Here is a 23956-nt window from a genome sequence, read left to right as displayed (position 1 = left end):
GTGGTGTACTGTGCTTCGCTTTTGCGATAACCAGGCTATTATGAAGGTAAAAGGAGAATATAAATAACATGTTATCATTTGAAGAAAAACAAGCGATTATTGAATCGTTTCCACAACTAAGCAAAAAGGAAATCTCGTTGAATCGTGTGAACTATCATTTCGAAGATAGTTTATATGAAAAAACCATCGTGGTTGAAAAACTTCATCCAAATGGAAACGGCTTTGTGTATGTGGGGGATTTATTAAAGTACGATAGCCTCTCAAATGATAAAGGATTAGTAAATATCCGGGACTTCGATGAACGAGCTTTAAGAGAAATCGTACAAGATGCCATCGATTATTTATCCGAAGATTTGGAAACACCCATCGAGGAAACATGGATTGGCCAAGATGGTGTGATTATTGAATTAAGACACGATCAGCGTGATTGGAATATCTATTTTAATAACAATTTGGAAGAATCTTTTGGTACACGTGAAGCTGCGGTAAGTTACTTGAAAGAAGAAGGATTCAAGATTAAAAAGTAAAAAATGAAATGCCGGACGATATTGTTTGTCCGGCATTTCATTTTATTTAAAAGAACAAATCCAGGATAAAGAAGAAAATGCCCGCCATAACAGCCGAGATCGGCATTGTAATGAGCCATGTCAGGACGATCCTTCGAGCAACGCCCCATCTAACGCCTTTCACCCGTTGTGCAGAACCTACCCCCATAATGGCCGAAGAAATGACATGGGTTGTCGATACTGGCAGGTGAATGAGCGTTGCCCCGAAAATGATGGAGGCAGAAGCCAAGTCGGCAGCAGCGCCGTTTACTGGACGGATTTTCATGATTTTCCCGCCGACCGTTTTAATGATTTTATAACCGCCGATGGAAGTGCCAAGACCCATCGCAATGGCGCAGGCGACTCGCACCCAATCCTGTACCTCGTCATCGCCTTGCAACCCTGCGGCAATCAATGCCATTGTGATGATTCCCATTGCTTTTTGGGCATCGTTCGTTCCATGGGTAAAAGATTGAATCGCCGCCGTAAGAATTTGCAAAGTACGAAAACCTTTGTTCGTTCGATATAAGTTCATGTTTTTGAATAAGGCCTTAAAAATTGACATAAACAGAAAACCAACAGCAAGCGCCAAGAAAGGCGAAAGTATCAAACCCAAAATAATGCTGCTAAACCCGTTGTAATTCAGAATTCCAAAGCCTGCAGCGGCAATAGCAGCGCCGGCGATGGAGCCGATTAATGTATGGGAGGAACTTGATGGAATCCCAAAGTACCATGTCAGCAGGTTCCAAGTAATCGCAGATAATAACGCCGCCAAAATGACAACACTACCCGTCGTGTCGTCCGCCGTAACATTTAATGAAAAAGGATCGACAATATCTTTGGCGATTGCCTTTGCTACCCCTACAAAAGTAATCGCTCCTAAAAAGTTCATTACCGCAGCCATTAATACAGCAACGCGCGGCGGCAATGCACGGGTGGAAACGGATGTCGCAATGGCATTGGCTGTATCATGAAAACCATTGATAAAGTCGAATGCTAAAGCAAATATCACAACTAAAATAGTAAGTATTAATAGAATATCCATTTTAAAATCCCCGTTCTTACTCTTACGCGTTACGCATAATAATAGTTTCTAGTGTATTTGCTACATCTTGGCATGAATCGGCAATTTCCTCCAGTTGATCATAGATGTCGCGAAATTTAATTAGACGGATCGGGTCTTTTTCATGCAAGAAAAGTTGTTTTGTTGAGGAACGGGAAATTTCATCGCACTGACGCTCGTAATCTTTGATTAGAATAATATGTTTGCGCATGGCAATTAAATCTTTCCGGTTCAATAAATCCGTCGCAGCAACAATTTCATCTGCACTTTTTGAGATATAATCAAAGAATTTCCTCATCGATTCGTTAATTTCAGTGAAAGAGAACATTTCAAAACGTGCGACGCAATGTTCGGCACCGTCCAGAACATCATCCATTTTATTCGCCAATGCCAATATATCTTCACGTTCAATCGGTGTCATGAAGGATTTATTCAACATAACGATTAATTCATGAATTAAGTCATCGCCATCTGTTTCATACTTTTTCATTTTGACGCTTAGCTCTTTTAAGTCAGCAATGGTTTCGATCCGGAAATCTCTGGCGTAATGAACCGCTTCTTTCATATTTTCTGCAATCTTGTGCAAAGAAAGGAAAAACGGATCTGGTTTTCTTGAACTAAACATGAAATTGCCCCCTGATATACGTAATCTATAATTTAAACCTAAATTATCATAACAAAACATTTTACAAATCTATACAGAAAAATTAACTTTAATTCACATTATTTTTATTGTGGAAAAGGTCTGAAATTAGCTGAAATTGTAAAAAAAGCAAGTATAGTAGAATAAGTGTCGATTCTTATCGCATATACTTGCTTATGACTCCATTTTATGACTGATGCTTTCGTCGCCATTATAAATGCTTAATGAAGTTAAATGTATTCTTTTAGTTCATTTTCCAGGAACGGTTGGGCAGATAAAAAACGAGTAAATGCCGTGTAGCGATCGCGTTGAGCCGGTGTAGGTTTTTCACCTGTAAAGTAAGCTCTGATTAAAATGTTTTTGGGTGTATGCTCAATGTCGATGAATTCCAGAATTTGCGTTTCATACCCAACCAATGACAGGATTTCTGCTCGAATTGCGTCGGTAGCGAGCGAAGCAAAACGTTCTTTTATCAAGCCATGCTGCGTCATGATTTCAAGAGAGGGTGAATTCAGTTGTCGATTTAATTCATGCTGGCAGCAAGGAACACTTAAAATGACCTTGGCTCCCCATTTTACTGCCCTGGCCAATGCCATATCCGTTGCAACATCACATGCATGGAGCGTAACCACCATATCGACGGACTGTTCCTCGTTAAAGTCATTAATATCGCCTACCAAAAATTCCAGCTGATCGTAATTCAAATCTTGCGCAATCCGATTGCATTCCTCGATTACTTCCTTCTTTAAATCAAGCCCTGTTACCCGAATATCCAACCCTTTTTCGATTTTTAAATAATGGTAAAGGGCAAACGTAAGATAAGACTTCCCGGACCCAAAGTCGAGGATGCGAATTTGGCGATTTTTCGGCAAATGGCCGAGTGAGTCATCGATGAACTCAACGAAACGATTGATTTGGCGAAACTTATCGTATTTTTGCTTTTTTACTTTTCCTTCTTCTGTTTGGACGCCAAGACGTATTAAAAAAGGATAAGGTTTTTGATCATCCAATAAGTATTGTTTTTTTCGGTTGTGTGAAAGGATTATTTCTTTTGATTGTTTCGTTTGTTCCAGTTTCCATGTCACTTTGTTTTTTTTGGAAAGCTGAATCTGGATATTTTCATTTTTGAATTCGGAATAAATTTGGCGGAATTGCGTTAATAAGTTATTGAAGATCTCCTCAAAATGTTCAAGTTCTATATTTTCGTGTTTAAGAATTCGCTCGTATTGATATTCAAGATGTAAATGATAGACTCCTTTTAGCTCGATGGGTTTGATTTTGACGCGCTTTAAGTCGTTCGATTTCTGCCGCGGTTGGCTAATTGTTGCAGCAATTAAATCCTTATTATGAATACGATCTAAAAATTCAATTTTCATTCTTTCGAAATCCATTTTATCAACCTTTTCTATAACAATTATTTGGCATTAGTGTACCACAGCCATTTTATAAAGTGTTAAATTCCTGTTCTTGGTATAATCCAACTCAGAAACTATTATTATATTTTTCTAAATTATTAAACAACATCTCTTGAAAATATGATAAATTAAAGTCGAATATGGTATTATAGGAGTTTAATTTCAATAAATAATGGGAAGGGGAGTTTGGATGTCGGATCATGCTTTTCAATTGCTGGCAATTGTTATTTATATGCTGGCGATGATAGTTATAGGATGGTATGCATACAAAAGAACAACGAATTTAAATGATTATATGTTGGGTGGCCGTGATTTAGGTCCAGCTGTTACCGCCCTGAGTGCCGGGGCAGCCGATATGTCCGGTTGGCTGCTGATGGGATTGCCGGGTGCAATCTATGCTGCAGGGCTGGTCGAAGCTTGGATTGCAATTGGATTAACAGTAGGGGCATGGTTAAACTGGTTTTTAGTTGCACCTCGTTTGCGTGTCTATACGCAAGTGTCAAAAAACTCGATCACGATTCCAAGTTTCTTGGATAATCGTCTCCGAGATGATACCAAATTATTGCGTATCGTGTCAGGAATTGTTATTTTAGTGTTTTTCACTTTCTATGTCTCCTCCGGAATGGTTTCGGGAGGGAAATTTTTTGAAAGTTCTTTTGGCTTTGACTATCATACAGGATTACTCATTGTAGCAATCGTCACGGTAGGATATACATTGTTCGGCGGGTTCCTGGCTGTAAGTTATACGGACTTTTTGCAGGGCCTAATCATGTTTTTGGCGTTAATTCTCGTACCGATAGTGGGTATCTTTTTCACGGGGGGCCTTGGAGAAACGATGGAATCGATTCAAGCCGTGAACCCGGAACACTTTAGTTTATTTGCCTCAACTGCGACAGCTGCGGGTATTATTTCTTCTGTAGCTTGGGGTCTTGGTTATTTCGGGCAGCCTCATATAATTGTAAGGTTTATGGCGATTAAATCCGTCCAGGAAACGAAGCAAGCCCGCCGCATTGGAATAGGCTGGATGATTTTAAGTTTAGCTGGTGCGATTGGTACCGCGCTTATAGGAGTTGCGTACTTTCAACAACATGGAGCAACCATCGATGACCCGGAAACCATCTTCATCGTAATGGGGCAAACTTTATTCCATCCATTCATTGCAGGGATTATGTTGGCGGCAATTCTGGCAGCGGTCATGAGTACGATTTCTTCCCAATTAATTGTTACATCTTCCGCATTGGTCGAAGATATGTACAAGGCATTATTCAAAAAAGATGCAACTGACAAACATTATGTAATGGCAGGGCGTTTAGCGGTATTGGTTGTATCGGTTATTGCTGCGATTTTGGGATGGGATCCGGATAGCTCGATTTTGGATTTGGTCGGCTTTGCATGGGCTGGTTTTGGAGCGGCATTTGGACCAACCATTTTGCTGGCCTTGTATTGGAGAAAGCTAACAAATATTGGAGCGTTGACAGGCATGATTGCCGGGGCGGTTGTTGCCTATGTATGGGGACAGAGTGAAACCCTTTCCGGCATGTTGTACGAAATTGTTCCAGGCTTTATCATCAACTTGATTCTAGCTGTAATAGTAAGTTTAGTAACCTATAAACATAATCCAGAAATCGAAAAGGAATTTAATGAAACATTAGGGCTCCTAAAAGTTGAAAAAAAGGATGAATAATGCCATTTTTAAGACCTATGACGTTTTGTTGTAGGTCTTTTTTAAATGCATAAAGATTGACTTCGTTAAGCAGGAGGATTTTTGGGAAAAGAAAACTAGCGTAATTGAAATAGTCATTAAGCATATAATAAAGCAGTGAGATGAAATAATTTATAGTTTGCAAATAGAGGAACATGAATGCAGTAAAAATAACAATAATTTGTTAATAACTCTATATGTTATCTCTTTTAATAGGGAGGAATTTTTAGTGACCAATATGCAAGAGGTAGAAGTAATCATTGAAAAAGCCATTTTAGTGGGTGTAAATCTTCAAAATGACAAAAACTTCGACTATTCCATGGAAGAACTTGAGAACTTGGCCCAAGCCCTGGATGTAGAAGTAATTGGCAGTGTCATACAAAACCTGGAACGAGTTAACCCTTCCCATTATGTCGGGACAGGCAAAATAGAAGAAATTAAGCGTTTTCTGGATGAATCGCAAGCAAATCTTGTCATCTTCAATGATGAGCTCTCACCTTCCCAAATTAGAAATCTTGAGCGTGATCTGGAGTGCAAGGTAATCGACCGGACAATGCTGATACTTGATATTTTTGACCGTCGGGCGAAAACAAAAGAAGCGCAAATGCAGGTTGAACTGGCGCAGCTTCAATATATGCTGCCACGCTTGGTAGGTTTGCATGCGTCCCTATCAAGGCAAGGCGGCGGCACTGGCGGAGGATTCAGAAACCGTGGTGCCGGGGAGACGAAACTCGAGTTGGATCGAAGAAAAATCGAAGACCAAATTGCCAGACTTCGCAGAGAATTGGAAGGTGTGAAAGAGCAGCGGGAAACGCAAAGAAAAAAACGCCGCAAGAATGAAGTGCCTGTTGTTTCCCTCGTAGGTTATACCAATGCAGGGAAATCTACAATCATGAACAGACTTTTAACAAAACTGGGGCAGGAAGACAACAAACAGGTATTTGAAAAGGACATGCTATTTGCGACGCTGGATACTTCGGTTCGAAATATTAAATTGCCTGATAAAAAAACATTCCTGTTGACCGATACGGTAGGATTTGTCAGCAAACTTCCACATCACTTGGTAAAAGCGTTCCGATCCACATTGGAAGAAGCAAGAGACGCGGACCTTTTGCTTCATGTTGTGGATGTCTCGAACGAGGAACATCCCTTCATGATGGAAGTGACGAACAAGACTTTGGCAGAAGTGGATATCGAAGACATACCAACCATTTATATTTACAATAAGTCAGATTTGGCAGATGTGAACTATCCATTGGTAAGCGGTGATAACATTTGGATTTCAGCGCATGAAGGAAAAGGATTGGACGAGTTGATTGAATTAATACGCCAGCATATTTTCTCCGATTATGTAGAATGCGAGATGTTGGTGCCATTTGACCGGGGAGATATAGTTTCCTACCTAAATTCAAATGCGCAAATAAAGGAAACGGATTACGAAGAGCAAGGTACAAAGCTTGTGGTTGAACTGAAAGAATCGGAGTTAAAAAAATTTGAACAATATGTAATTAATTAATGGAAATGGGTAACGATGAATATGTCGTTATCCTTTTTTTATTCGCTTTATTATTTGAATATAGTAAAAGTGGAGGGTATTAAGGTCCTATTTATCATTAGTATTAAGAAAATACAAAAGAGAGTGAACTTTCTAACTTTTAATCAATATATTGAAAAAGCATTTATAATGCTTTAAGGTAATAAAATGTAGTTTTCAGACAGTTGAATTTCAAGCAATGTCTTGTCAGAAAATATAAAAAACTAACGGAAGAAGGTATATCTTTATGTATAGTAAAGAAGAAATCGTCAAATCCGTTCCTCAAAAAGGGTTTTTTGGCCACCCAAGGGGATTATTTACTTTATTCTTTACAGAGTTTTGGGAACGGTTTTCTTATTATGGAATGCGCGCGATCCTTATCCTTTATATGTACTATGAGCTGCATGAAGGTGGATTAGGATTAGATCGCGGAACTGCGAACTCCATTATGGCTATATACGGTTCATTAATATATATGTCCAGCATTATTGGTGGATGGTTCGCTGACCGAGTATGGGGTACACGCAGAACGGTATTCTATGGCGGAATCTTGATTATGATCGGCCACTTTGTGCTGGCATTGCCATTTGGTCTTACAGCATTGCTGATCTCAATGGCCTTTATCATTATTGGGACAGGCTTATTGAAATCAAATGTATCCACTATTGTGGGTGACATTTATGCAGAAGGAGATGTTCGACGCGATTCAGGGTTCAGTATCTTCTATATGGGAATCAATATGGGTGCCTTCATCGCACCATTCATTATCGGAACAGTTGGAGAAAAATACAATTTCCATTTAGGTTTCGGTTTGGCTGCAATAGGGATGTTAATAGGGTTAATTGTTTATTATGTTACCCAGAAGAAATATTTGGGACTGGCAGGTCTTGAAATACCCAATCCCCTAACGGAAGCCGATAAAAAGAAAGCGATTCGAAATTTTGTAATCGGAATAATTGCCATCCTTATTATTGGGGCAATTTTATATGCTACCGGCAATCTAACGATGGCTGTATTCAGTTTAATCATCACAACATTGGGTGTTTTGATTCCAACTGTTTTCTTCATTGTGATGTATCGCAGTCCGAAAACAACGAAAGATGAAAAATCGCGTGTATTGGCCTATATACCATTATTTATTGCGGCCGTTATGTTCTGGGCCATTCAAGAGCAAGGGGCAACCATTTTGGCAACGTATGCAGATACACGTACGGATTTAATGGTAGGAGACTTTAAAATTCCTGCTTCTTGGTTCCAATCCCTAAATCCATTGTTCATTATCATGCTTGCTCCTTTATTTGCCTGGATGTGGTTAAAACTAGGGAATCGCCAACCTTCAACGCCGAAGAAATTTGCCGTTTCTTTATTCTTTGCAGGGGCATCCTTCCTGGTCATGATTATTCCGGCGCAAATGTCTGGCGGTACAGAGCTTGTTAGTCCATGGTGGCTGGTATTATCGTTCTTCTTGGTAGTGATAGGGGAATTGCTGTTATCACCGGTCGGCTTATCGGCAACAACGAAACTGGCACCCGCGGCATTCGCTGCGCAAACCATGTCTTTATGGTTCCTGACAAGTGCGGCAGCTCAAGCCATTAACGCCCAACTTGTACGAATTTATGAAGCAGTTACAGAAATCACGTACTTTGGTACACTTGGCGCTATTTCCATTGTTTTAGGTATAATTCTATTAGTGTTTACGCCTATTATTTCAAAAGCAATGCGCGGTATTAACTAATATAAAGAACGGAGTATGATTATTCATGCTTCGTTTTTATTTTGTATGAATTTAAAAAATGACAAGTTCCCCTAGTCCATCCGGTTTGTAACGGAACCAGTTGTACGGATATAAATACGGAAACAAAGTTCAAAGCCAGGCTCTTAGAGGAGCTTGGCTTTTTAATTAAGATATGAAGTGATTCATTCCATAGAAGTCGGCGATTGCTTAATAAACAAGACCTATTGCCTAATGTTGGAACAAGTCATTTTATATTTAAATCACTGAATTAGTAGGACCTTCTCTTTATTTTTCGATATTTTTCCCAGAAATGTGTTTTATCTTTAGAAGCGGAGGGAATAAAGAAATGCATTGAGATTCGAAATGAAAAACATGGAGGAGAATGAGTTGTTTAAGAAAAGATTGCTGTTTTCATTGATGGCTGTTTTGCTCGTCCTTTCAGGCTGTGCCGGCTTCCAGACAGGTAAAGAAAATGAAGTCGCAGCTGAAGCGGATGCAGAAGGCAAAGTAGTCGTTGATTTTTGGACATTCTGGGGATCAGAAATTAGACGCCCCGTAATTGAGAAGATTGTTGAAGATTTCAATAAGTCACAGGACGAAATTGTGGTGAAACATACTTTTGTGCCGTGGGGAGATATTTGGACGAAAGAACTTGCCGCGATAGCAGCAGGGGATCCGCCTGACGTGGTCATCAACGATATAAACGCAACGGCTCTTCGCGGACAGAAAAAACAAGCGATGAATTTATCGGAGTTCTTGGAGAAAGATGATATTTCAGCCCGCTTCTATCCAGAGCTTTGGGAAGCAACGCTATACGAGGGAGATTCTTACGGGATTCCGTTCAACACGGATACGCGCATCCTTTACTACAATAAAGATGCTTTTGAAGAAGTAGGTTTAAATCCGGAACAACCGCCAAAAACCTGGGATGAACTGAAAGAATACGCAGCAAAACTGGACAAGAAGAATGGCGATACATATGAACGTTTAGGATTCTATCCATTGTTTGGCGTTAACTATGATGTCTGGATGTTAAATGGAAGTGGACATAACTTTGTGAGTCCGGAAGGGGAAGTCCAAATCGATACAGAGACGAACCTTGAAACATTAAATTGGTTACTGGAGTGGAAAAATCATTACGGGGAAAATGTCGTCAATTCGGTCAAGTCCCAGATTGACAGCCAACAGGCCAATCCGTTCTTTACTGGCAAGTTAGCAATGTTTGTCAACACACCTACGTTCTATACGCAAATCCGCGATTATGCACCAGATCTCAATTTCGGTGTAGCGATGCTTCCTGAAAAAGAGGAAGGCAGCGGCCATACGAGCTGGGGCGGCGGTTTCGTAGCGGAAATCCCTGAAGGATCCAGCCATCCGGAAGAGGCGTGGGAGTTCATCAAGCATTTGACGGATAAAGAAGCGCAGGAATACTGGGCTGTTAAAAACTATGACAATGTAGCGAATACTGAAGCGGCAGAAGCAGCTGCGAAGAGTCCAGATATGCCGGAAAAAGATCAGGTCGTATATCAGACGGCCGTAGACAATATGCAGAATACATTATTGACGCCATTCCCGCTTGCGGCACCTGATTTTCCGACTTTACTGAATCCGGAAATTGATAACGTCCTTCTAGGTAAAAAGACGCCTGAGCAGGCATTGAAGGATGCACAGGCTGCTGTTGAGCAGCTGGTAGAAGAAAACAAGTCTAAGTAAATGGAGAGCAGTGCTTCTCTGGTTCGGAGCCGGAGGAGCATGATGCTCTCTATTCTTATACTTTAAAATCAAAGTGTTGCCAATCTATTGATTGTTTAAAAGATAGCAAATAATTAGGGGAGTTTGAGAAATGAAAAGGAAAAAGTTCAATTATAAGCGACAGGAAGGGCTTGTCGGCTATGTGTTCATCCTTCCGTGGATCATTGGCTTCCTATTATTCACGGCAGGCCCGCTCTTATTTTCATTAGTCGCGAGTTTTACAAATTACAATATTACTTCTCAGATGGATTTTGTCGGATTCCGTAATTATGAAAAGTTGTTGTTCGATGACCAGCTATTTTGGACATCCCTCTGGAACACCCTTTATTACGTAGCTTTTTCAGTTCCTCTCACCACAATCGGAGCAATTTTCCTTTCCGTCCTCCTCAATCAGGACGTCCCAGGCCTCCGGTTTTTCCGAACGATCTATTATTTGCCGGCCGTTCTATCGGGGGTCGGAGTATATCTTCTTTGGATGCAACTTTTAGATCCGAGTACGGGGTTAGTCAATTTGGTACTGGGGTGGTTCGGCATTGATGGTCCGAATTGGCTTTTCGATCCGGAGTGGACGAAACCATCGCTCATTCTGATGAAGCTCTGGGGAGTGGGCGGGGGAATGCTCCTATACATGGCAAGCCTCCAAGGCGTTTCAAAGTCGCTCTATGAAGCGGCGCAAATCGATGGGGCGAGCAAGTGGCAGCAATTCCGCTATATTACGCTTCCGATGATTACGCCTGTTATCTTTTTTGACGTCGTCACAAGCCTGATTGGCGGCTTCCAGATATTCCAGGAAGCTTACGTCATGTCGAACGGCACAGGCGGACCCGTAAATTCACTGCTTTTCTATAACTACTATATGTGGAATAAAGCATTCAAAGTATTCGACATGGGCTATGCCATGGCTATGTCATGGATTTTATTCATCATCGTTTTCATTCTGACGATGATCAATCTCAAGCTCGCTCCTCGATGGGTGCATTACGAAGGGGAGGCGAAACGATGAAACAATCTTACTTTGATAGTATGAAGAATCGCGAAAAGGTATTAAAGGCTGTAAACTTCATCTTGCTTTGTTTTGGGAGCCTACTCTTTTTATCACCGCTTTGGTGGATGATTTCAACCTCATTGAAAACGATGAAGGAAGTCATGAGTTTTCCGCCGACCTTCTTCCCGAAAGAATGGAATTGGGACAACTATATAAAAACATGGGAAGCGGCCCCTTTTGATTTATATACGATCAACACGGTTACCATCACAATTTTGGTGGTGGTGGGCCAAGTGTTGGTAAATTCCTTTGTTGCCTATGGGTTTGCAAAAATTCCGTTTAAAGGGCGTGAAGTCTTGTTTGCCATCGTCCTTTCAACGATGATGATCCCGGGGTTCGTTACGCTGATTCCCCAATATGTGCTATTTGCCAATTTAGGTTGGCTGAATACCTATTATCCACTCGTTGTACCGGCATTTTTCGGCAGCGCCTTCAACATCTTTTTGTTAAGGCAGTTCTACATGACGGTTCCGAATGAAATGATTGAGGCGGCACGGATGGAAGGGGCAAGTCACTTTTATATTTGGCGCAAAATCGGCATTCCATTGACGAAGCCGGCCCTCGCAACGGTTGCGATTTTCTCTTTTAACGGGGCGTGGAATGATTTCCTTGGACCTCTACTCTACGTGAATGATGAGAATCTGTATACATTACAGCTCGGACTTCAAGTATTTAAAGGCGAAATGAGTACACAGTGGAATTACCTAATGGCAGGTTCCCTTATAGTCTTACTGCCGGTTATACTCTTGTTCTTCTTTTTCCAGAAATACTTCATTAAAGGAATCAATTTGCAGTCGGGTGGAAAATGATGATTGGAGGATGCAATATGGCAAAGTTAATCTTGAAAAATATCAACAAACAATATGATAAAGCAGTAAACACCAATGCAGTCACCGATTTTAACCTTCAAGTCAAGGACGGGGAATTCATCGTGCTTGTCGGACCTTCCGGCTGTGGGAAATCAACGATGCTCCGGATGATTGCAGGTTTAGAGGAAATTACTTCGGGCGAGTTCTATTTGGATGGCAAGCTGATGAATGACGTACCTCCATCCAATCGGAATATCTCGATGGTGTTCCAAAACTATGCACTCTATCCGCATATGACGGTTTATGACAACATGGCATTCGGCTTAAAAATCCGAAAGACGAACAAGAAAGAAATTGATCGTCGTGTTCGGGAAGCTGCGGAGATTTTGGGGCTGCAAGATTTATTGAACCGGAAACCGAAAGCGTTGTCTGGCGGACAGAAACAGCGTGTTGCGCTCGGTCGTGCAATAGTCAGGGAAGCTGAATTGTTCCTTATGGATGAGCCATTATCGAATTTAGACGCCAAATTACGTTTCCAAATGCGCGCTGAAATTGCCAAACTGCACCAACGATTGGGAACTACATCAATTTACGTCACACATGACCAGACAGAAGCAATGACGATGGCTAGCCGGATCGTCATTATGAAAGACGGTGTCATCCAGCAGGTCGGCACTCCCAAAGAAGTATATGATTTTCCTGAGAATGTATTTGTCGGCGGATTTATCGGATCGCCTTCCATGAATTTCTTCAATGGGGAGATTGTCGATGGCCGCTTCATTTCAGAAGGATTCGATATGAAGGTTCCCGATGAAAAGCTGGCAATGCTAAAGGCGATGGGGTACGTAAACAAAAAAGTGGTAATGGGAATCCGTCCGGAGCATATTGAATTGCAAAACGGGGAGGTTGGGGCCTGTTATGAGCTGCTCCGTGCTAAAATCATTGTATCGGAGTTGACGGGCTCAGATATGCTTCTTTACTCTTCCATCGGTCCACAAGAGTTCATCGCCCAAGTGGGATCGAGAACAATTGTCTCACCGGGTGAGGAAGTATTGCTCGGTTTTGAAATGGATCGTGCCCATTTCTTCGACTTTGAAAGCGGAAAGCGCATTAAAGCATACGATAGCAAGCAATTGGCAGACGCACCTGAAAAAGCTTATGCTGCGGAACCGGTTTTGCGCTACGTCTAATGGAGGAATTAGAACAAATGAAACATTACGAAGCAATTATTCCTGGGGAAGTAATTGATGGTGCGATGGAAGTTCAATATTTAATAGAAAGAGCCTGACACACTTTTGAAAGGGTTCATCTATCCTATGGCAATAAAATATTATATGCAGAAATTGATTGGAGTGAAGGGGCGACTCCTGCGGGAACAGCCCGAGCCTCGAGAGCCCGCAGGAGCAAAGCGACGAGGAGGCTCGATCCGGGCCCGCGGAAAGCGTCCCCGTAACGAAAATCAATTTCCTATATATCAGAAAAATGACGGTTTTTTTGTAACCAAAATCCCAATGTAGATTATCTATATACTAATATATTATAATTTTCGCAAATTTAAGTGAGAATATTCTCAATTGATTATTGGACTAGTAAAGTACCTGTGTTATAATTAGTTTGGTAGGAAATGATAATCATTTTCAATGACCATAACTATTCTAAATTATTGGGGATTTAAAATGAGACTTTGGATTTTAATAGTAGCGGCTATCGTATTGTCGGCTATTTCATTATTTCTTGGCGCAACCGATATTTCACCAAAGGACTTATTGGACTTTAACTCTGTTGAGGCCGAAATTTTTTACATAAGCCGAATTCCCCGGCTGGCTGCAATTATTTTAGCTGGAATCGGAATGAGTGTAGCAGGGCTGATCATGCAAAGCCTAAGCAGAAATAAATTTGTGTCCCCAACAACAGCAGGGACATTGGACGCTGCTAAATTAGGGATATTAATTTCAATGCTTTTATTTACGGGGGCAAGCTATACACAACAAATCATTTTTAGTTTTGTATTTGCATTGGCAGGTACATTTGTCTTTATGCAAATTTTGAATCGCATTAAGTTTAAGGATGCTATCTTTATTCCGTTAATCGGAATTATGTATGGAAATATTCTATCTTCTATCACGGTCTTCTTTGCATATGAAGCGGACTTGCTTCAAAATATCGATGCCTGGTTGATGGGGGACTTTTCACTAATCATCAAAGGACGTTATGAGCTTTTATATCTTAGCGTGCCCGTAATTATTATCGCGTATTTATACGCAAACCGGTTTACTGTTGCCGGTATGGGTGAAGACTTTGCCAAAAATCTGGGCGTTCATTACAAATTTGTTTTGAATCTGGGATTGGCGCTGGTAGCATTGATTTCAACCACTGTTCTTCTGACGGTAGGGGTTATTCCATTTTTAGGCTTGATTGTGCCGAATCTTGTTTCCATATTTAAAGGAGATAATTTAGCGAAGACGCTGCCTCATACAGCTGTTTTAGGGGTTGTATTTTTATTGGCATGCGACATTATTGGCCGTATCATTATTTATCCGTATGAAATTCCAATTAATTTAACAGTCGGGGTAATCGGAAGTGCGATCTTCTTAATGTTGTTGTTTAGGGGGAGAGCATATGCGAAATAGAACGAAATTAATCATCTTGGCTGTTATTTCCGTCATTTGCATGCTGCTGTATGCATTTTATGATATTAATGGCGGGTTTAGTTATGCATTCCCTAGAAGGCTGATCAAAATTTTGGCCATGACGATTACGGGAGTTGCGATTGCCTATTCGACTGTTGTATTCCAGACGATTACGCATAATCGAATTTTGACGCCTTCTGTTATGGGGCTTGATTCGATGTATATGGTTGTACAAACGTTTATTTACTTTTTCCTGGGCTCCACATCAATCCTGGTGATCAATAAATATTTAAACTTTAGTATTTCCATTATTGCGATGGTGGCATTTGCATTGCTTTTATACCGTTTCTTATTCAGAGCGGATAAATTCCCGATTTATCTCTTATTGCTTATTGGGATGATTTTAGGGACGCTTTTGGGCAGTGCGACAACATTTTTGCAAGTATTAATCGATCCAAATGAGTATTTAAATTTGCAAAGCAAGATGTTTGCAAGCTTTACAAAAGTAAATGCAGATCTGGTGTGGGTTGCGCTGGCCATCCTGGCGGCTGCATTCTTATACGGTTTTAAAATGATGAGCAAGCTGGATGTCATGTCCCTGGGACGTGAAAATGCCATTAATCTTGGAGTTAACTATGATAAGGTCGTCATGAATATGCTGGTGTTATCATCAATCCTGATTGCAACCTCAACGGCACTCGTTGGACCGATTACATTCTTTGGACTCATTGTCGCTAATTTGTCATACCAGTTCTTATCAACTTATAAACACTCAATTTTGATTACCGGCGCTAGTTTGATCAGTATTATTGCTTTAGTTGGCGGCCAGTTCATCATTGAACATTTATTCGAATTAAACACAACACTTAGTGTCATTATCAACTTTGTCGGTGGAATATACTTTATTTATTTATTATTAAGAGAAAGTAGGTCTGCAGGGTGATAAAAGTAAAAGGTTTGAGCAAATTCTTCGGAAAAAAAGCAGTGATTGACAATGTATCGGTAACAATCGAACCAGGCAAGATTACGTCGTTTATTGGTCCCAATGGGGCAGGAAAATCTACGCTGCTATCCATGGTAAGCCGTTTGTTAAATGCTGATACAGGAGAAGTCCTCCTTGAAACAAATGATATTCGCACCATTAAATCAGATGAATTTGCAAAACGCGTCTCCATCTTGAAACAGTCCAACTTCATGAATGTACGTTTAACGATTCGTGAACTCGTTTCATTTGGCAGATATCCTTATTCAAAAGGGCGTTTAACGAAAGAAGATCTAAAATTCGTGGACCAAGCACTTGAATATATGAACCTTACGGATATGCAGGACCGTTATTTGGATGAGTTATCAGGCGGTCAGCGCCAGCGTGCTTTTATCGCGATGGTCATTGCGCAAGATACAGAATACGTATTACTGGATGAACCGCTGAATAACCTGGATATGAAACATTCTGTCCAAATCATGAAAATTTTGCGAAAGCTTGTAGACGAGCTGGGAAAAACAGTGGTGATTGTACTTCATGATATTAATTTTGCGTCAGTTTATTCAGATCGCATCGTTGCCCTCAAAGATGGCCGTGTGATTAAAGAAGGCACTACAGATGAAATTATCAATTCTGCTGCACTAAAACAGATTTATGATATGGATATACCTGTTCAAGAGCAAAATGGATGCCGTATTTGTGTATATTTTAATTCCCATTCATAATGCAAGTGATTTAGGAGAGTATGAATTACTTTTCTAAATCATTTTTTTTAAAAAAGATTCACAGAATCATAAAAAATAGATTGACGAAAAATGTAGACATGATATAATTTCAATTAGTTGATAATGATTATCAGTATCGATATACAAGATGGGAGAGGTAATAATGAAGAATTTTAAATTGCTAACGATTGTTATGGCAATGTTACTTTTAGTTTTAACAGCTTGCAGCGCTAAGGAAGAAGAAACAACAGGGAGCACTTCTGAAACTTCAGAGGAAAATTCAGCTTTCCCAATGACAATTAAATCTACGGTTGAAGGCTATGCCGATGTTACATTTGAAAAAACGCCGGAAAAAATCGTCGTATTTGATTATGGTTTTTTAGATACACTAGATGCTTTGGGTGTTGATGTTATGGCAGTGGCAAAGGGGAAAACTTTCCCTGAGCATTTAGAAAAATATGCTGGAGAAGAATATTTAAATGCCGGTACATTAAAAGAGCCTTTACTTGAAGATATTGCTGCAATGGAGCCAGATGCAATTTTCATCTCTGCTCGTCAAGCAGATTTCTATGATCAATTAAGCGAAATTGCTCCGGTCGTATACACAGCACCGGATACAGCAAATTACTGGGATTCATTTAAAGAGTCAGTGAATATTGCTGCTCAACTATTCAATAAACAAGAAGAAGCCGATAAAAAGTTAGCTGAAATTGAAACTGCTCTAGAAGAAGTAAATGCAGTTGCTGCGGAAAGCGGAAGAGCTTTAGTAACACTTTACAATGAACAACTTTCTGCATTTGGTCCAAGTGAGGGGTCTCGTTATGGACATGTACACAGCGTCTACGGTTTTGAAGCAGCGGATGATTCACTTGAGAATTCTACACACGGTGCACAAGTTAGCTATGAACAAGTGCTTGAAATCAATCCGGATGTATTATTTGTAATCGATCGATTAGCAGCTACTGGTGTCGAATCCAATGTAAAAGAAGCAATTGAGAATGACATTATAAACAAAACAACAGCAGCTCAAAATGGAAACATCATCTACTTGAATGGTGCCCTTTGGTACTTATCAGGTGGGGGCTTAGAGTCTGAATTGCTAAAAATTCAAGAAATCATCGATGCTTTAAAATAATGAACAATAAGCTGTCCGCATAGGGCAGCTTTTTATGTATACGCCTCGTGGAAAAACCTGATATTTTGTCAGGTTTTTTTCTTTGTGTATGGTAAGATGGCATGGGGTTTAGAATAAACAATAAGGTGGAATCTGTATTGAAGGCATGGAACTATGTATTGGCTTGCGTTACTCTCTTGATTTTTCTAGTATGCTTATTTAGTTATGAAACTTCGCTTGGAAGAAAGATTGACGGATTTTTTGATGAATTACTTGGCGGCAATTCTTTTTTGATTGCTTTCCACTACATAGGGGATACAACAGTGATAATTGCCGTAGGGTTAATTTTATTGGTGATTTTATGGCTGGGACAACGGAATTATCGTGCCATGGTTTTGGTTTTATTAACATTGGCAATGGGAAGGGTATTGAATCAATTCCTAAAGAATTGGATCGATCGCCCAAGACCTGACATTGCCGAACAATTGGCTTCATTTAGTTTTCCGTCGGGCCATGCCATGTTGTCCTTGCTTTATTTATTTACAATTGCTTATTTGTTGTCCGAGGTATTGGAGAGTAACAAAAAAGCGTTGCTCATTTGGATTGTTGCCATTATATTAGCCCTCCTGACCGGGTTATCTCGCATCGCGGAAAGCCGCCACTTTGCAACTGATGTAATTGCCGGCTGGAGTATAGGGTACACATGGTTTATGATTTCTGTATTTTGGTATGAACAAAGAAAGCGGAAATTTAATAAGTTAAAGAATAACGCCTTAGATTAGGTGTTATTTTTTTGTTCATTCAGGCAAAGGTGCAAGTGCCTATTCAATGATTGGAAGAAGTTTTCCAAGTGCACAATATATAACTCTAGCTAAAAAAGTTGTACAAAGGAAACTTTCAGGTATATAATACTACTATTAAAATAAAAGAGGAGACTAAAACTAAATGGAAGGTAATGTACTTTTGGCTTTAGGTTTAACGCTGTTTGCGGGCTTGGCTACCGGAGTAGGGGCTTTGATTGCATTTTTTACTTCACGAACGAATAAAAAGTTTCTTTCTGTTGCATTGGGCTTTTCTGCAGGTGTTATGATTTATGTCTCTCTGGTTGAAATTTTTGTGAAGGCAAAAGCGTCCCTGATAGCGGCCACCGATGAAACGCAAGGATATTGGCTGACTGTCATTGGCTTTTTTGCAGGGATAATCTTTATTGCGCTAATTGACCGTTTTATACCCCAAAAAAATAATCCTCATGAAGTAAAGACAGTAGAGGATGTCCATGAAGCAGAATTAGGTGGGCATAAAATCGATGAAGATAAATTAATGAAAATGGGTATTTTCACGGCTCTCGCCATTGCGATTCATAATTTTCCGGAAGGGATTGCCACATTTATGTCTGCCATTCAAGATCCCAATGTCGGTATTGCGATTGCCATTGCGGTAGCCATACACAATATTCCGGAAGGCATTGCAGTCGCCATTCCCATCTTTTTTGCAACGGGCATTCGCAAAAAAGCCTTTAAGCTCTCATTCTTGTCTGGATTGGCTGAGCCAGTGGGAGCAGTGGTTGCTTATTTGATTTTGATGCCATTCTTGACGGATACAATGTTCGGTATGATATTTGCGGCTGTAGCAGGGATTATGGTATTTATCTCCTTGGATGAACTGTTGCCGGCCGCTCAAAAATACGATGAAACCCACCTGTCGATTTACGGATTGGTTGCCGGCATGGCCGTAATGGCATTAAGCTTGTTGTTACTGGCTTAAAGAAAAGCGCAAGCGCCCAGCTAGCCGCTAAAGCAATAACGCCACAACTTGTTTCTGCGATTACTCGAATAAAATGCCCTTAAAGCCATGAAAGCTCTAAGGGCATTTTTTATTGGTATTATGAACTGCTTGTTGCATTTTCGGAAGCAACCGTAAATCGTTCGTTTACATGTTTCGGGTTTTCAATTTCATCTAATACGGCTACCGCATAATCTGCGTAGCTAACATAACTAATTTCTTGGGAGTTTAATAATAGACGGTCTTTGCCGATAGAATAATGGCCAGTTCTTGGACCATCGGCATCGAACATGGCAGCTGGACTTAAAAACGTCCAGTTGATGGAGGAGTTTTGCAAATCCATTAAATTTTGAGATTGCTGGCTTGCCACTTCCTTGAATTGTTCCGGAAAGTCCGGGGTATCGATTAACTGAGTATCATCATTAATCCAAAGGCTTCCTGCTCCTCCGACTACAAATAACTTCGTTTGGCTTCCTTCCAATAGGGAAATCAGAAAACGGCCAAATTCCACGTGCAAATGTTCTTCTCCTGGGTGCGAGCCAAATGCATTCACCACAACATCAAATTGTTCTAAATCTTCACGTGTCAAATCAAAAACTTCTTTTTCAATTATATCAACATGGTTATGTGTAATTTTCTCACGGTTGCGTACGATGGCTGTGACATCATGATGTCTCAGTCTTGCTTCGACTAGAATGTTATTGCCGGCTTTTCCGGTTGCGCCAATAATCCCAATTTTCATTTACATACCCCTTTTCTGTCGACTTAATAAACCTTCCCCATGATGTTTATCCCCTGGAAAGTTTAGGATGAAACCAAAACCTTTCTAAAATTTTGGACAAAAAAAGATGTCCAATAGTTATGTATATGAACTATTGGACATCTATATTAATCGTTGATATTAAGTAAGGATATTTGGCACTGCCGTAACCGAAACTCCTTTATGGTCTGTTTTTGTCAAAAGAATCTCATGAGAAGGGAAGCGCACTTTCATCTTTGATACAAACGCTTCTCCCAAGTTATTCGGAATGATGGAAATAACGGTTGGACCTGCTCCGCTAAGGGCCGTACCATAGGCGCCTGCTTCTTTTGCAGCACAATGTATTTCATCAAACTGAGGAATGAGCTTGGAGCGAAACGGTTCATGAAATAAATCCGACTCCATGTAACGGCCGATTCGTTCATAATCTTTTAAAACGAATGAAGCCGCCAACATATTTGCGTTGGCACTTGCACGAACGGCATATCCCCGATCAAACTGTTCAGGCAAAACTTTGCGGGCTTCAGATGTTTTTAACTCAACATGCGGGATAAAAACAACAAAAGAAGCGTCTAAATCTTGTACATGAATGGTATCGACATTTCCCTCTTCGTCCATCTGGGAAATGGTTAGGCCGCCTAAAACGGAAGCAGTGGCATTGTCTGGATGCCCTTCAATTTGTGAAGAGAGATTCAACTTATCTTGTGTCGTTAAATTCAAATCACAAACAAGGTTTGCTAGCTCAATTGCAGCTACGATAGCTGCTGCACTGCTGCCCAAGCCCCGTGCAAATGGCAACTCGCTTCGCATTTCGATACGGCAGGGAGGCAAGCTTTTTTGATAGCGTTCCGCAGTTTCTTTGGCAATGGTGAAAATTAAGTGATCTTCAATTTTGAAATCTTGCGGAAGATGTTCTGAAACATGTATGATTTCCCATTGATCTGCTAATGTCACGGTTAGTTCTAAATATAAGGACAAACTAAGTCCAATGGAATCAAATCCAGGTCCTAAGTTAGCAGTGCTTCCAGGGACAGTGATTTGCCATTTTTTGCTCATAGAATTCCCTCGATGTATTTTCGAATTTCTTCTTCATCATTTTGAAGTGATACTAAGTCTACTTTTGATACATTCATGGCAGTATCCGGGTCTTTTAATCCGTTGCCCGTAAATACTGTTACAACACGGCTGCCTTTTTCAATTTTGCCGCTATTAACAGACTTAATAACACCGGCTAAAGAAGCGGCAGAACCTGGTTCAACGAAAACGCCTTCTGTGCGGGCGATTAGTTGGTAAGCTGCCAGGATCTCCTCATCCGTCACTGAATCAATGATACCGCCGGACTCATCACGAGCCGCTTCCGCCAATTTCCAGCTTGCAGGATTCCCGATTCGAATCGCTGTAGCCACTGTTTCAGGATTGGCAATCGGTTCACCTTTGACGATAGCTGCTGCACCTTCCGCTTCGAAACCATACATTTTTGGCAAGCCTGTATTTTTTGCTTCGTTATATTCTATAAACCCTTTCCAGTATGCTGTAATGTTCCCGGCATTTCCTACTGGAATACATAAATAATCAGGAGCTTGTCCTAAACTATCGACAATTTCGAAGGCAGCCGTTTTTTGGCCTTCGATTCGATATGGATTGACAGAGTTTACCAGTTTGACTGGAGTTGTTTCGCTAACTTGGCGAACGATGGCAAGGGCATCATCAAAATTCCCATCAATTTCGATAATTTTCGCACCATACATACATGCTTGCGCTAATTTGCCAAGTGCCACCTTTCCTTTTGGAATGACAACGATCGATTGAATTCCTGCACGTGCAGCATATGCAGAGGCTGCAGCGGAAGTATTTCCTGTAGATGCACAAATCACGCATTTTGCGCCATCTTCAATTGCTTTTGCGACAGCAAAAACCATTCCGCGATCTTTAAAAGAACCTGTTGGATTGGCACCTTCGATTTTTCCGTATAATTCAATGCCTAATTCTTTTGACAGGTTTACTAAATGAATCAAAGGGGTATTTCCTTCATTCAAAGTAAGAGCAGGTGTATTTTCATTAACAGGTAAAAATTCTTTATATTCTTCGATAAGACCTTTCCACATAACAGATTAGCTCCTTTTGTTCTCACGAGATGAACAGTTGTTTGTATATAAGAGACATTTTACGCAAATTTGTCTTATATTTCAATAGCATTTGCTAAATTAACAGAATATACATATAAATTTTGCCTTGTCAACAAACTAAATTAATAGTATTGTTAGTAGTGAAATTACAAGTGTAAAGACAGGAGTAGAGTTGATGAGTAAAAAACAAAAGACTTCAGATATATCGCGCAAAAAGCTCTTAGGTGTCGCTGGTGTTGGATGGATGTTCGATGCGATGGATGTGGGGATTTTATCTTTTGTAATCGCTGCACTAGCGGTAGATTGGAATTTAACGTCTTCCCAAATGGGGTGGATAGGAAGCGTCAACTCGATCGGAATGGCGGTTGGTGCATTGGTATTTGGTGTGCTGGCAGACAAAGTGGGAAGAAAGAAAATCTTTATGTGGACATTGATTTTATTCTCAATTGCGAGCGGCTTATCTGCCATTACAACGACATTGGCTGTATTTTTAATCTTGAGATTCTTTGTTGGAATGGGGCTCGGCGGAGAGCTGCCGGTCGCTTCAACTTTGGTATCCGAAAGTGTGGAAGCAAAGGAACGCGGAAGAGTGGTCGTTCTTCTGGAAAGTTTCTGGGCTGGGGGTTGGCTGATTGCAGCGCTTATCTCTTATTTTGTCATCCCATCTGATATCTGGCCGATTGAAGGTTGGCGTGTTGCGCTCATCTTGACGGCAATCCCGGCATTTTATGCAGTATATATAAGAATGCATTTGCCTGATTCACCGCAATTCTCAGCAAAACCGGAGGCGAAAAACAGGTCAATCATGAAAAATATAGCAGGGGTTTGGCAAAAGAAATACTCCCGGGCTACCTTGATGCTATGGATTCTTTGGTTTACGGTCGTATTTTCGTATTATGGGATGTTCCTTTGGCTGCCAAGTGTGATGGTCGGAAAGGGCTTTGATTTAATTACGAGCTTTAAGTATGTACTCATTATGACGCTTGCTCAGCTTCCGGGATACTTTACGGCAGCTTGGTTCATTGAAAAGTGGGGAAGAAAGTTTGTATTGATCACGTATTTAATCGGAACTGCAGTCAGTGCATTTGTTTTCGGGAATGCAGAGTCGGTTTCCGTATTGTTGGGGGCGGGCATTTTGCTTTCTTTCTTTAATTTAGGAGCATGGGGTGCGCTATATGCTTATACACCCGAACAATACCCAACAGTCATTAGAGGGACTGGTGCAGGAATGGCCGCGGCAGTTGGACGAATAGGGGGCATTCTTGGACCGCTTTTAGTTGGCTATTTATTAAAGGCTGAGTATGACATTGGCTATATTTTTGGCATCTTCTGCGTTTCTATAATCATCGGGGCTTTCTCCGTATTGCTCTTGGGAAAAGAGACGAAACAAATAGAATTGGAATAAAAACAAATACATGATTCAAGTTGGGATGGGACCCAGCTTGAGTCTTTTTTTACTTTGTCGAAAAGAAAATTATGAGCTTCTTATCTAATTTTGCATGTTTGTCGAAATTTCTAGCATTTTGACAAATTTTCGACTTTTTTGTTCTAACGTGTTGAAGTTTTTTCTGAAAACTCATTGTATTCAATTTAT

At 40.5% G+C, this 23956-nt stretch carries 21 protein-coding genes; 15 read left to right on the top strand and 6 right to left on the bottom strand.

Translation table 11 applies throughout. The features are described from left to right. The first annotated feature begins 68 nt into the window (after positions 1-68). Positions 69-527: a hypothetical protein gene (locus tag D1B33_RS12890; protein ID WP_118876813.1), complete on the top strand. Its 459-nt coding sequence runs from the start codon at positions 69-71 to the stop codon at positions 525-527. A gap of 46 nt (positions 528-573) precedes the next feature. Here the strand turns inward: D1B33_RS12890 and D1B33_RS12885 are convergent, their stop codons facing one another. The 3 genes from D1B33_RS12885 to D1B33_RS12875 all read right to left on the bottom strand — a co-directional run bounded on the left by D1B33_RS12885 (position 574) and on the right by D1B33_RS12875 (position 3642). Continuing rightward, a complete protein-coding gene (locus D1B33_RS12885; RefSeq protein ID WP_118876812.1) occupies positions 574-1590 on the bottom strand; it encodes an inorganic phosphate transporter in 1017 nt (338 codons plus the stop codon). A 22-nt stretch (positions 1591-1612) separates the two neighbouring features. Continuing rightward, entirely contained in the window at positions 1613-2233 is a 621-nt protein-coding gene (locus D1B33_RS12880; protein ID WP_118876811.1) for a DUF47 domain-containing protein, read from the bottom strand. Positions 2234-2481: 248 nt separating this feature from the next. Beyond that, positions 2482-3642, bottom strand: a complete 1161-nt coding sequence (locus D1B33_RS12875; RefSeq protein WP_118876810.1) for a class I SAM-dependent methyltransferase — start codon at positions 3640-3642, stop codon at positions 2482-2484. Between the two features lie 214 nt (positions 3643-3856). On the opposite strand from D1B33_RS12875, the gene putP reads away from it, so the two are divergent. From putP to zupT, 13 genes are all read left to right on the top strand, one after another. Then, on the top strand, positions 3857-5350 hold the full coding sequence (gene putP / locus D1B33_RS12870) for a sodium/proline symporter PutP (RefSeq protein ID WP_118876809.1): 1494 nt from the start codon (positions 3857-3859) through the stop codon (positions 5348-5350). Positions 5351-5606: 256 nt separating this feature from the next. Continuing rightward, positions 5607-6884 (top strand): GTPase HflX, encoded by a 1278-nt coding sequence (gene hflX, locus D1B33_RS12865; protein ID WP_118876911.1) that lies wholly within the window; start codon positions 5607-5609, stop codon positions 6882-6884. Between the two features lie 265 nt (positions 6885-7149). Beyond that, positions 7150-8637, top strand: a complete 1488-nt coding sequence (locus D1B33_RS12860) for a peptide MFS transporter (RefSeq protein ID WP_118876808.1) — start codon at positions 7150-7152, stop codon at positions 8635-8637. A 387-nt stretch (positions 8638-9024) separates the two neighbouring features. Further along, a complete protein-coding gene (locus D1B33_RS12855) occupies positions 9025-10350 on the top strand; it encodes an ABC transporter substrate-binding protein (protein WP_233549477.1) in 1326 nt (441 codons plus the stop codon). Between the two features lie 130 nt (positions 10351-10480). Beyond that, positions 10481-11392, top strand: coding sequence for a carbohydrate ABC transporter permease (locus D1B33_RS12850; protein WP_118876807.1), 912 nt, complete (start codon positions 10481-10483; stop codon positions 11390-11392). Next, a complete protein-coding gene (locus D1B33_RS12845) occupies positions 11389-12243 on the top strand; it encodes a carbohydrate ABC transporter permease (protein ID WP_118876806.1) in 855 nt (284 codons plus the stop codon). The genes D1B33_RS12850 and D1B33_RS12845 overlap by 4 nt, the downstream gene beginning before the upstream one ends. A 17-nt stretch (positions 12244-12260) precedes the next feature. Then, positions 12261-13433: an ABC transporter ATP-binding protein gene (locus D1B33_RS12840; protein WP_118876805.1), complete on the top strand. Its 1173-nt coding sequence runs from the start codon at positions 12261-12263 to the stop codon at positions 13431-13433. A gap of 486 nt (positions 13434-13919) precedes the next feature. Then, positions 13920-14873, top strand: coding sequence for an ABC transporter permease (locus D1B33_RS12830; RefSeq protein ID WP_118876803.1), 954 nt, complete (start codon positions 13920-13922; stop codon positions 14871-14873). After that, positions 14863-15816, top strand: coding sequence for an iron chelate uptake ABC transporter family permease subunit (locus D1B33_RS12825; protein WP_118876802.1), 954 nt, complete (start codon positions 14863-14865; stop codon positions 15814-15816). The genes D1B33_RS12830 and D1B33_RS12825 overlap by 11 nt, the downstream gene beginning before the upstream one ends. Next, positions 15813-16580: an iron ABC transporter ATP-binding protein gene (locus D1B33_RS12820; RefSeq protein ID WP_118876801.1), complete on the top strand. Its 768-nt coding sequence runs from the start codon at positions 15813-15815 to the stop codon at positions 16578-16580. Before D1B33_RS12825 ends, D1B33_RS12820 begins: the two co-directional genes overlap by 4 nt. Positions 16581-16743: 163 nt before the next feature. Continuing rightward, the gene (locus D1B33_RS12815) at positions 16744-17715 is read left to right on the top strand and encodes a siderophore ABC transporter substrate-binding protein (protein WP_118876800.1); all 972 of its coding nucleotides are present in this window, start codon (positions 16744-16746) and stop codon (positions 17713-17715) included. A gap of 137 nt (positions 17716-17852) precedes the next feature. Then, positions 17853-18476, top strand: a complete 624-nt coding sequence (locus D1B33_RS12810; RefSeq protein ID WP_118876799.1) for a phosphatase PAP2 family protein — start codon at positions 17853-17855, stop codon at positions 18474-18476. Positions 18477-18639: 163 nt separating this feature from the next. Beyond that, positions 18640-19458, top strand: coding sequence for a zinc transporter ZupT (gene zupT / locus D1B33_RS12805; protein ID WP_118876798.1), 819 nt, complete (start codon positions 18640-18642; stop codon positions 19456-19458). 118 nt (positions 19459-19576) lie between these two features. Here zupT and D1B33_RS12800 read toward each other — a convergent pair whose 3' ends face one another. From D1B33_RS12800 to thrC, 3 genes are all read right to left on the bottom strand, one after another. Then, positions 19577-20218, bottom strand: a complete 642-nt coding sequence (locus D1B33_RS12800) for an NAD(P)-dependent oxidoreductase (protein WP_118876797.1) — start codon at positions 20216-20218, stop codon at positions 19577-19579. Between the two features lie 159 nt (positions 20219-20377). Next, complete coding sequence (thrB, locus tag D1B33_RS12795; RefSeq protein ID WP_118876796.1) at positions 20378-21292, bottom strand: homoserine kinase; 915 nt, start codon at positions 21290-21292, stop codon at positions 20378-20380. Next, entirely contained in the window at positions 21289-22341 is a 1053-nt protein-coding gene (gene thrC / locus D1B33_RS12790; RefSeq protein ID WP_118876795.1) for a threonine synthase, read from the bottom strand. Before thrC ends, thrB begins: the two co-directional genes overlap by 4 nt. A 196-nt stretch (positions 22342-22537) precedes the next feature. Between thrC and D1B33_RS12785 the strand changes: the two genes are divergently transcribed. Further along, positions 22538-23767 (top strand): MFS transporter, encoded by a 1230-nt coding sequence (locus D1B33_RS12785; protein ID WP_118876794.1) that lies wholly within the window; start codon positions 22538-22540, stop codon positions 23765-23767. Positions 23768-23956 lie beyond the last annotated feature (189 nt).

This window comes from Ureibacillus yapensis, assembly GCF_003515775.1.
GTDB classification, from domain to species: domain Bacteria; phylum Bacillota; class Bacilli; order Bacillales_A; family Planococcaceae; genus Ureibacillus; species Ureibacillus yapensis.
This window is presented reverse-complemented; position numbering and strand designations above follow the sequence as displayed.

Excerpts from the sequence above, each read along its gene's own strand:
- D1B33_RS12890 (WP_118876813.1), top strand. The coding sequence starts at position 69 with ATGTTATCATTTGAAGAAAAACAAGCGATTATTGAATCGTTTCCACAA.
- D1B33_RS12885 (WP_118876812.1), bottom strand. The coding sequence starts at position 1,590 with ATGGATATTCTATTAATACTTACTATTTTAGTTGTGATATTTGCTTTA.
- D1B33_RS12880 (WP_118876811.1), bottom strand. The coding sequence starts at position 2,233 with ATGTTTAGTTCAAGAAAACCAGATCCGTTTTTCCTTTCTTTGCACAAG.
- D1B33_RS12875 (WP_118876810.1), bottom strand. The coding sequence starts at position 3,642 with ATGGATTTCGAAAGAATGAAAATTGAATTTTTAGATCGTATTCATAAT.
- putP (WP_118876809.1), top strand. The coding sequence starts at position 3,857 with ATGTCGGATCATGCTTTTCAATTGCTGGCAATTGTTATTTATATGCTG.
- hflX (WP_118876911.1), top strand. The coding sequence starts at position 5,607 with ATGCAAGAGGTAGAAGTAATCATTGAAAAAGCCATTTTAGTGGGTGTA.
- D1B33_RS12860 (WP_118876808.1), top strand. The coding sequence starts at position 7,150 with ATGTATAGTAAAGAAGAAATCGTCAAATCCGTTCCTCAAAAAGGGTTT.
- D1B33_RS12850 (WP_118876807.1), top strand. The coding sequence starts at position 10,481 with ATGAAAAGGAAAAAGTTCAATTATAAGCGACAGGAAGGGCTTGTCGGC.
- D1B33_RS12845 (WP_118876806.1), top strand. The coding sequence starts at position 11,389 with ATGAAACAATCTTACTTTGATAGTATGAAGAATCGCGAAAAGGTATTA.
- D1B33_RS12840 (WP_118876805.1), top strand. The coding sequence starts at position 12,261 with ATGGCAAAGTTAATCTTGAAAAATATCAACAAACAATATGATAAAGCA.
- D1B33_RS12830 (WP_118876803.1), top strand. The coding sequence starts at position 13,920 with ATGAGACTTTGGATTTTAATAGTAGCGGCTATCGTATTGTCGGCTATT.
- D1B33_RS12825 (WP_118876802.1), top strand. The coding sequence starts at position 14,863 with ATGCGAAATAGAACGAAATTAATCATCTTGGCTGTTATTTCCGTCATT.
- D1B33_RS12815 (WP_118876800.1), top strand. The coding sequence starts at position 16,744 with ATGAAGAATTTTAAATTGCTAACGATTGTTATGGCAATGTTACTTTTA.
- zupT (WP_118876798.1), top strand. The coding sequence starts at position 18,640 with ATGGAAGGTAATGTACTTTTGGCTTTAGGTTTAACGCTGTTTGCGGGC.
- D1B33_RS12800 (WP_118876797.1), bottom strand. The coding sequence starts at position 20,218 with ATGAAAATTGGGATTATTGGCGCAACCGGAAAAGCCGGCAATAACATT.
- thrB (WP_118876796.1), bottom strand. The coding sequence starts at position 21,292 with ATGAGCAAAAAATGGCAAATCACTGTCCCTGGAAGCACTGCTAACTTA.
- thrC (WP_118876795.1), bottom strand. The coding sequence starts at position 22,341 with ATGTGGAAAGGTCTTATCGAAGAATATAAAGAATTTTTACCTGTTAAT.
- D1B33_RS12785 (WP_118876794.1), top strand. The coding sequence starts at position 22,538 with ATGAGTAAAAAACAAAAGACTTCAGATATATCGCGCAAAAAGCTCTTA.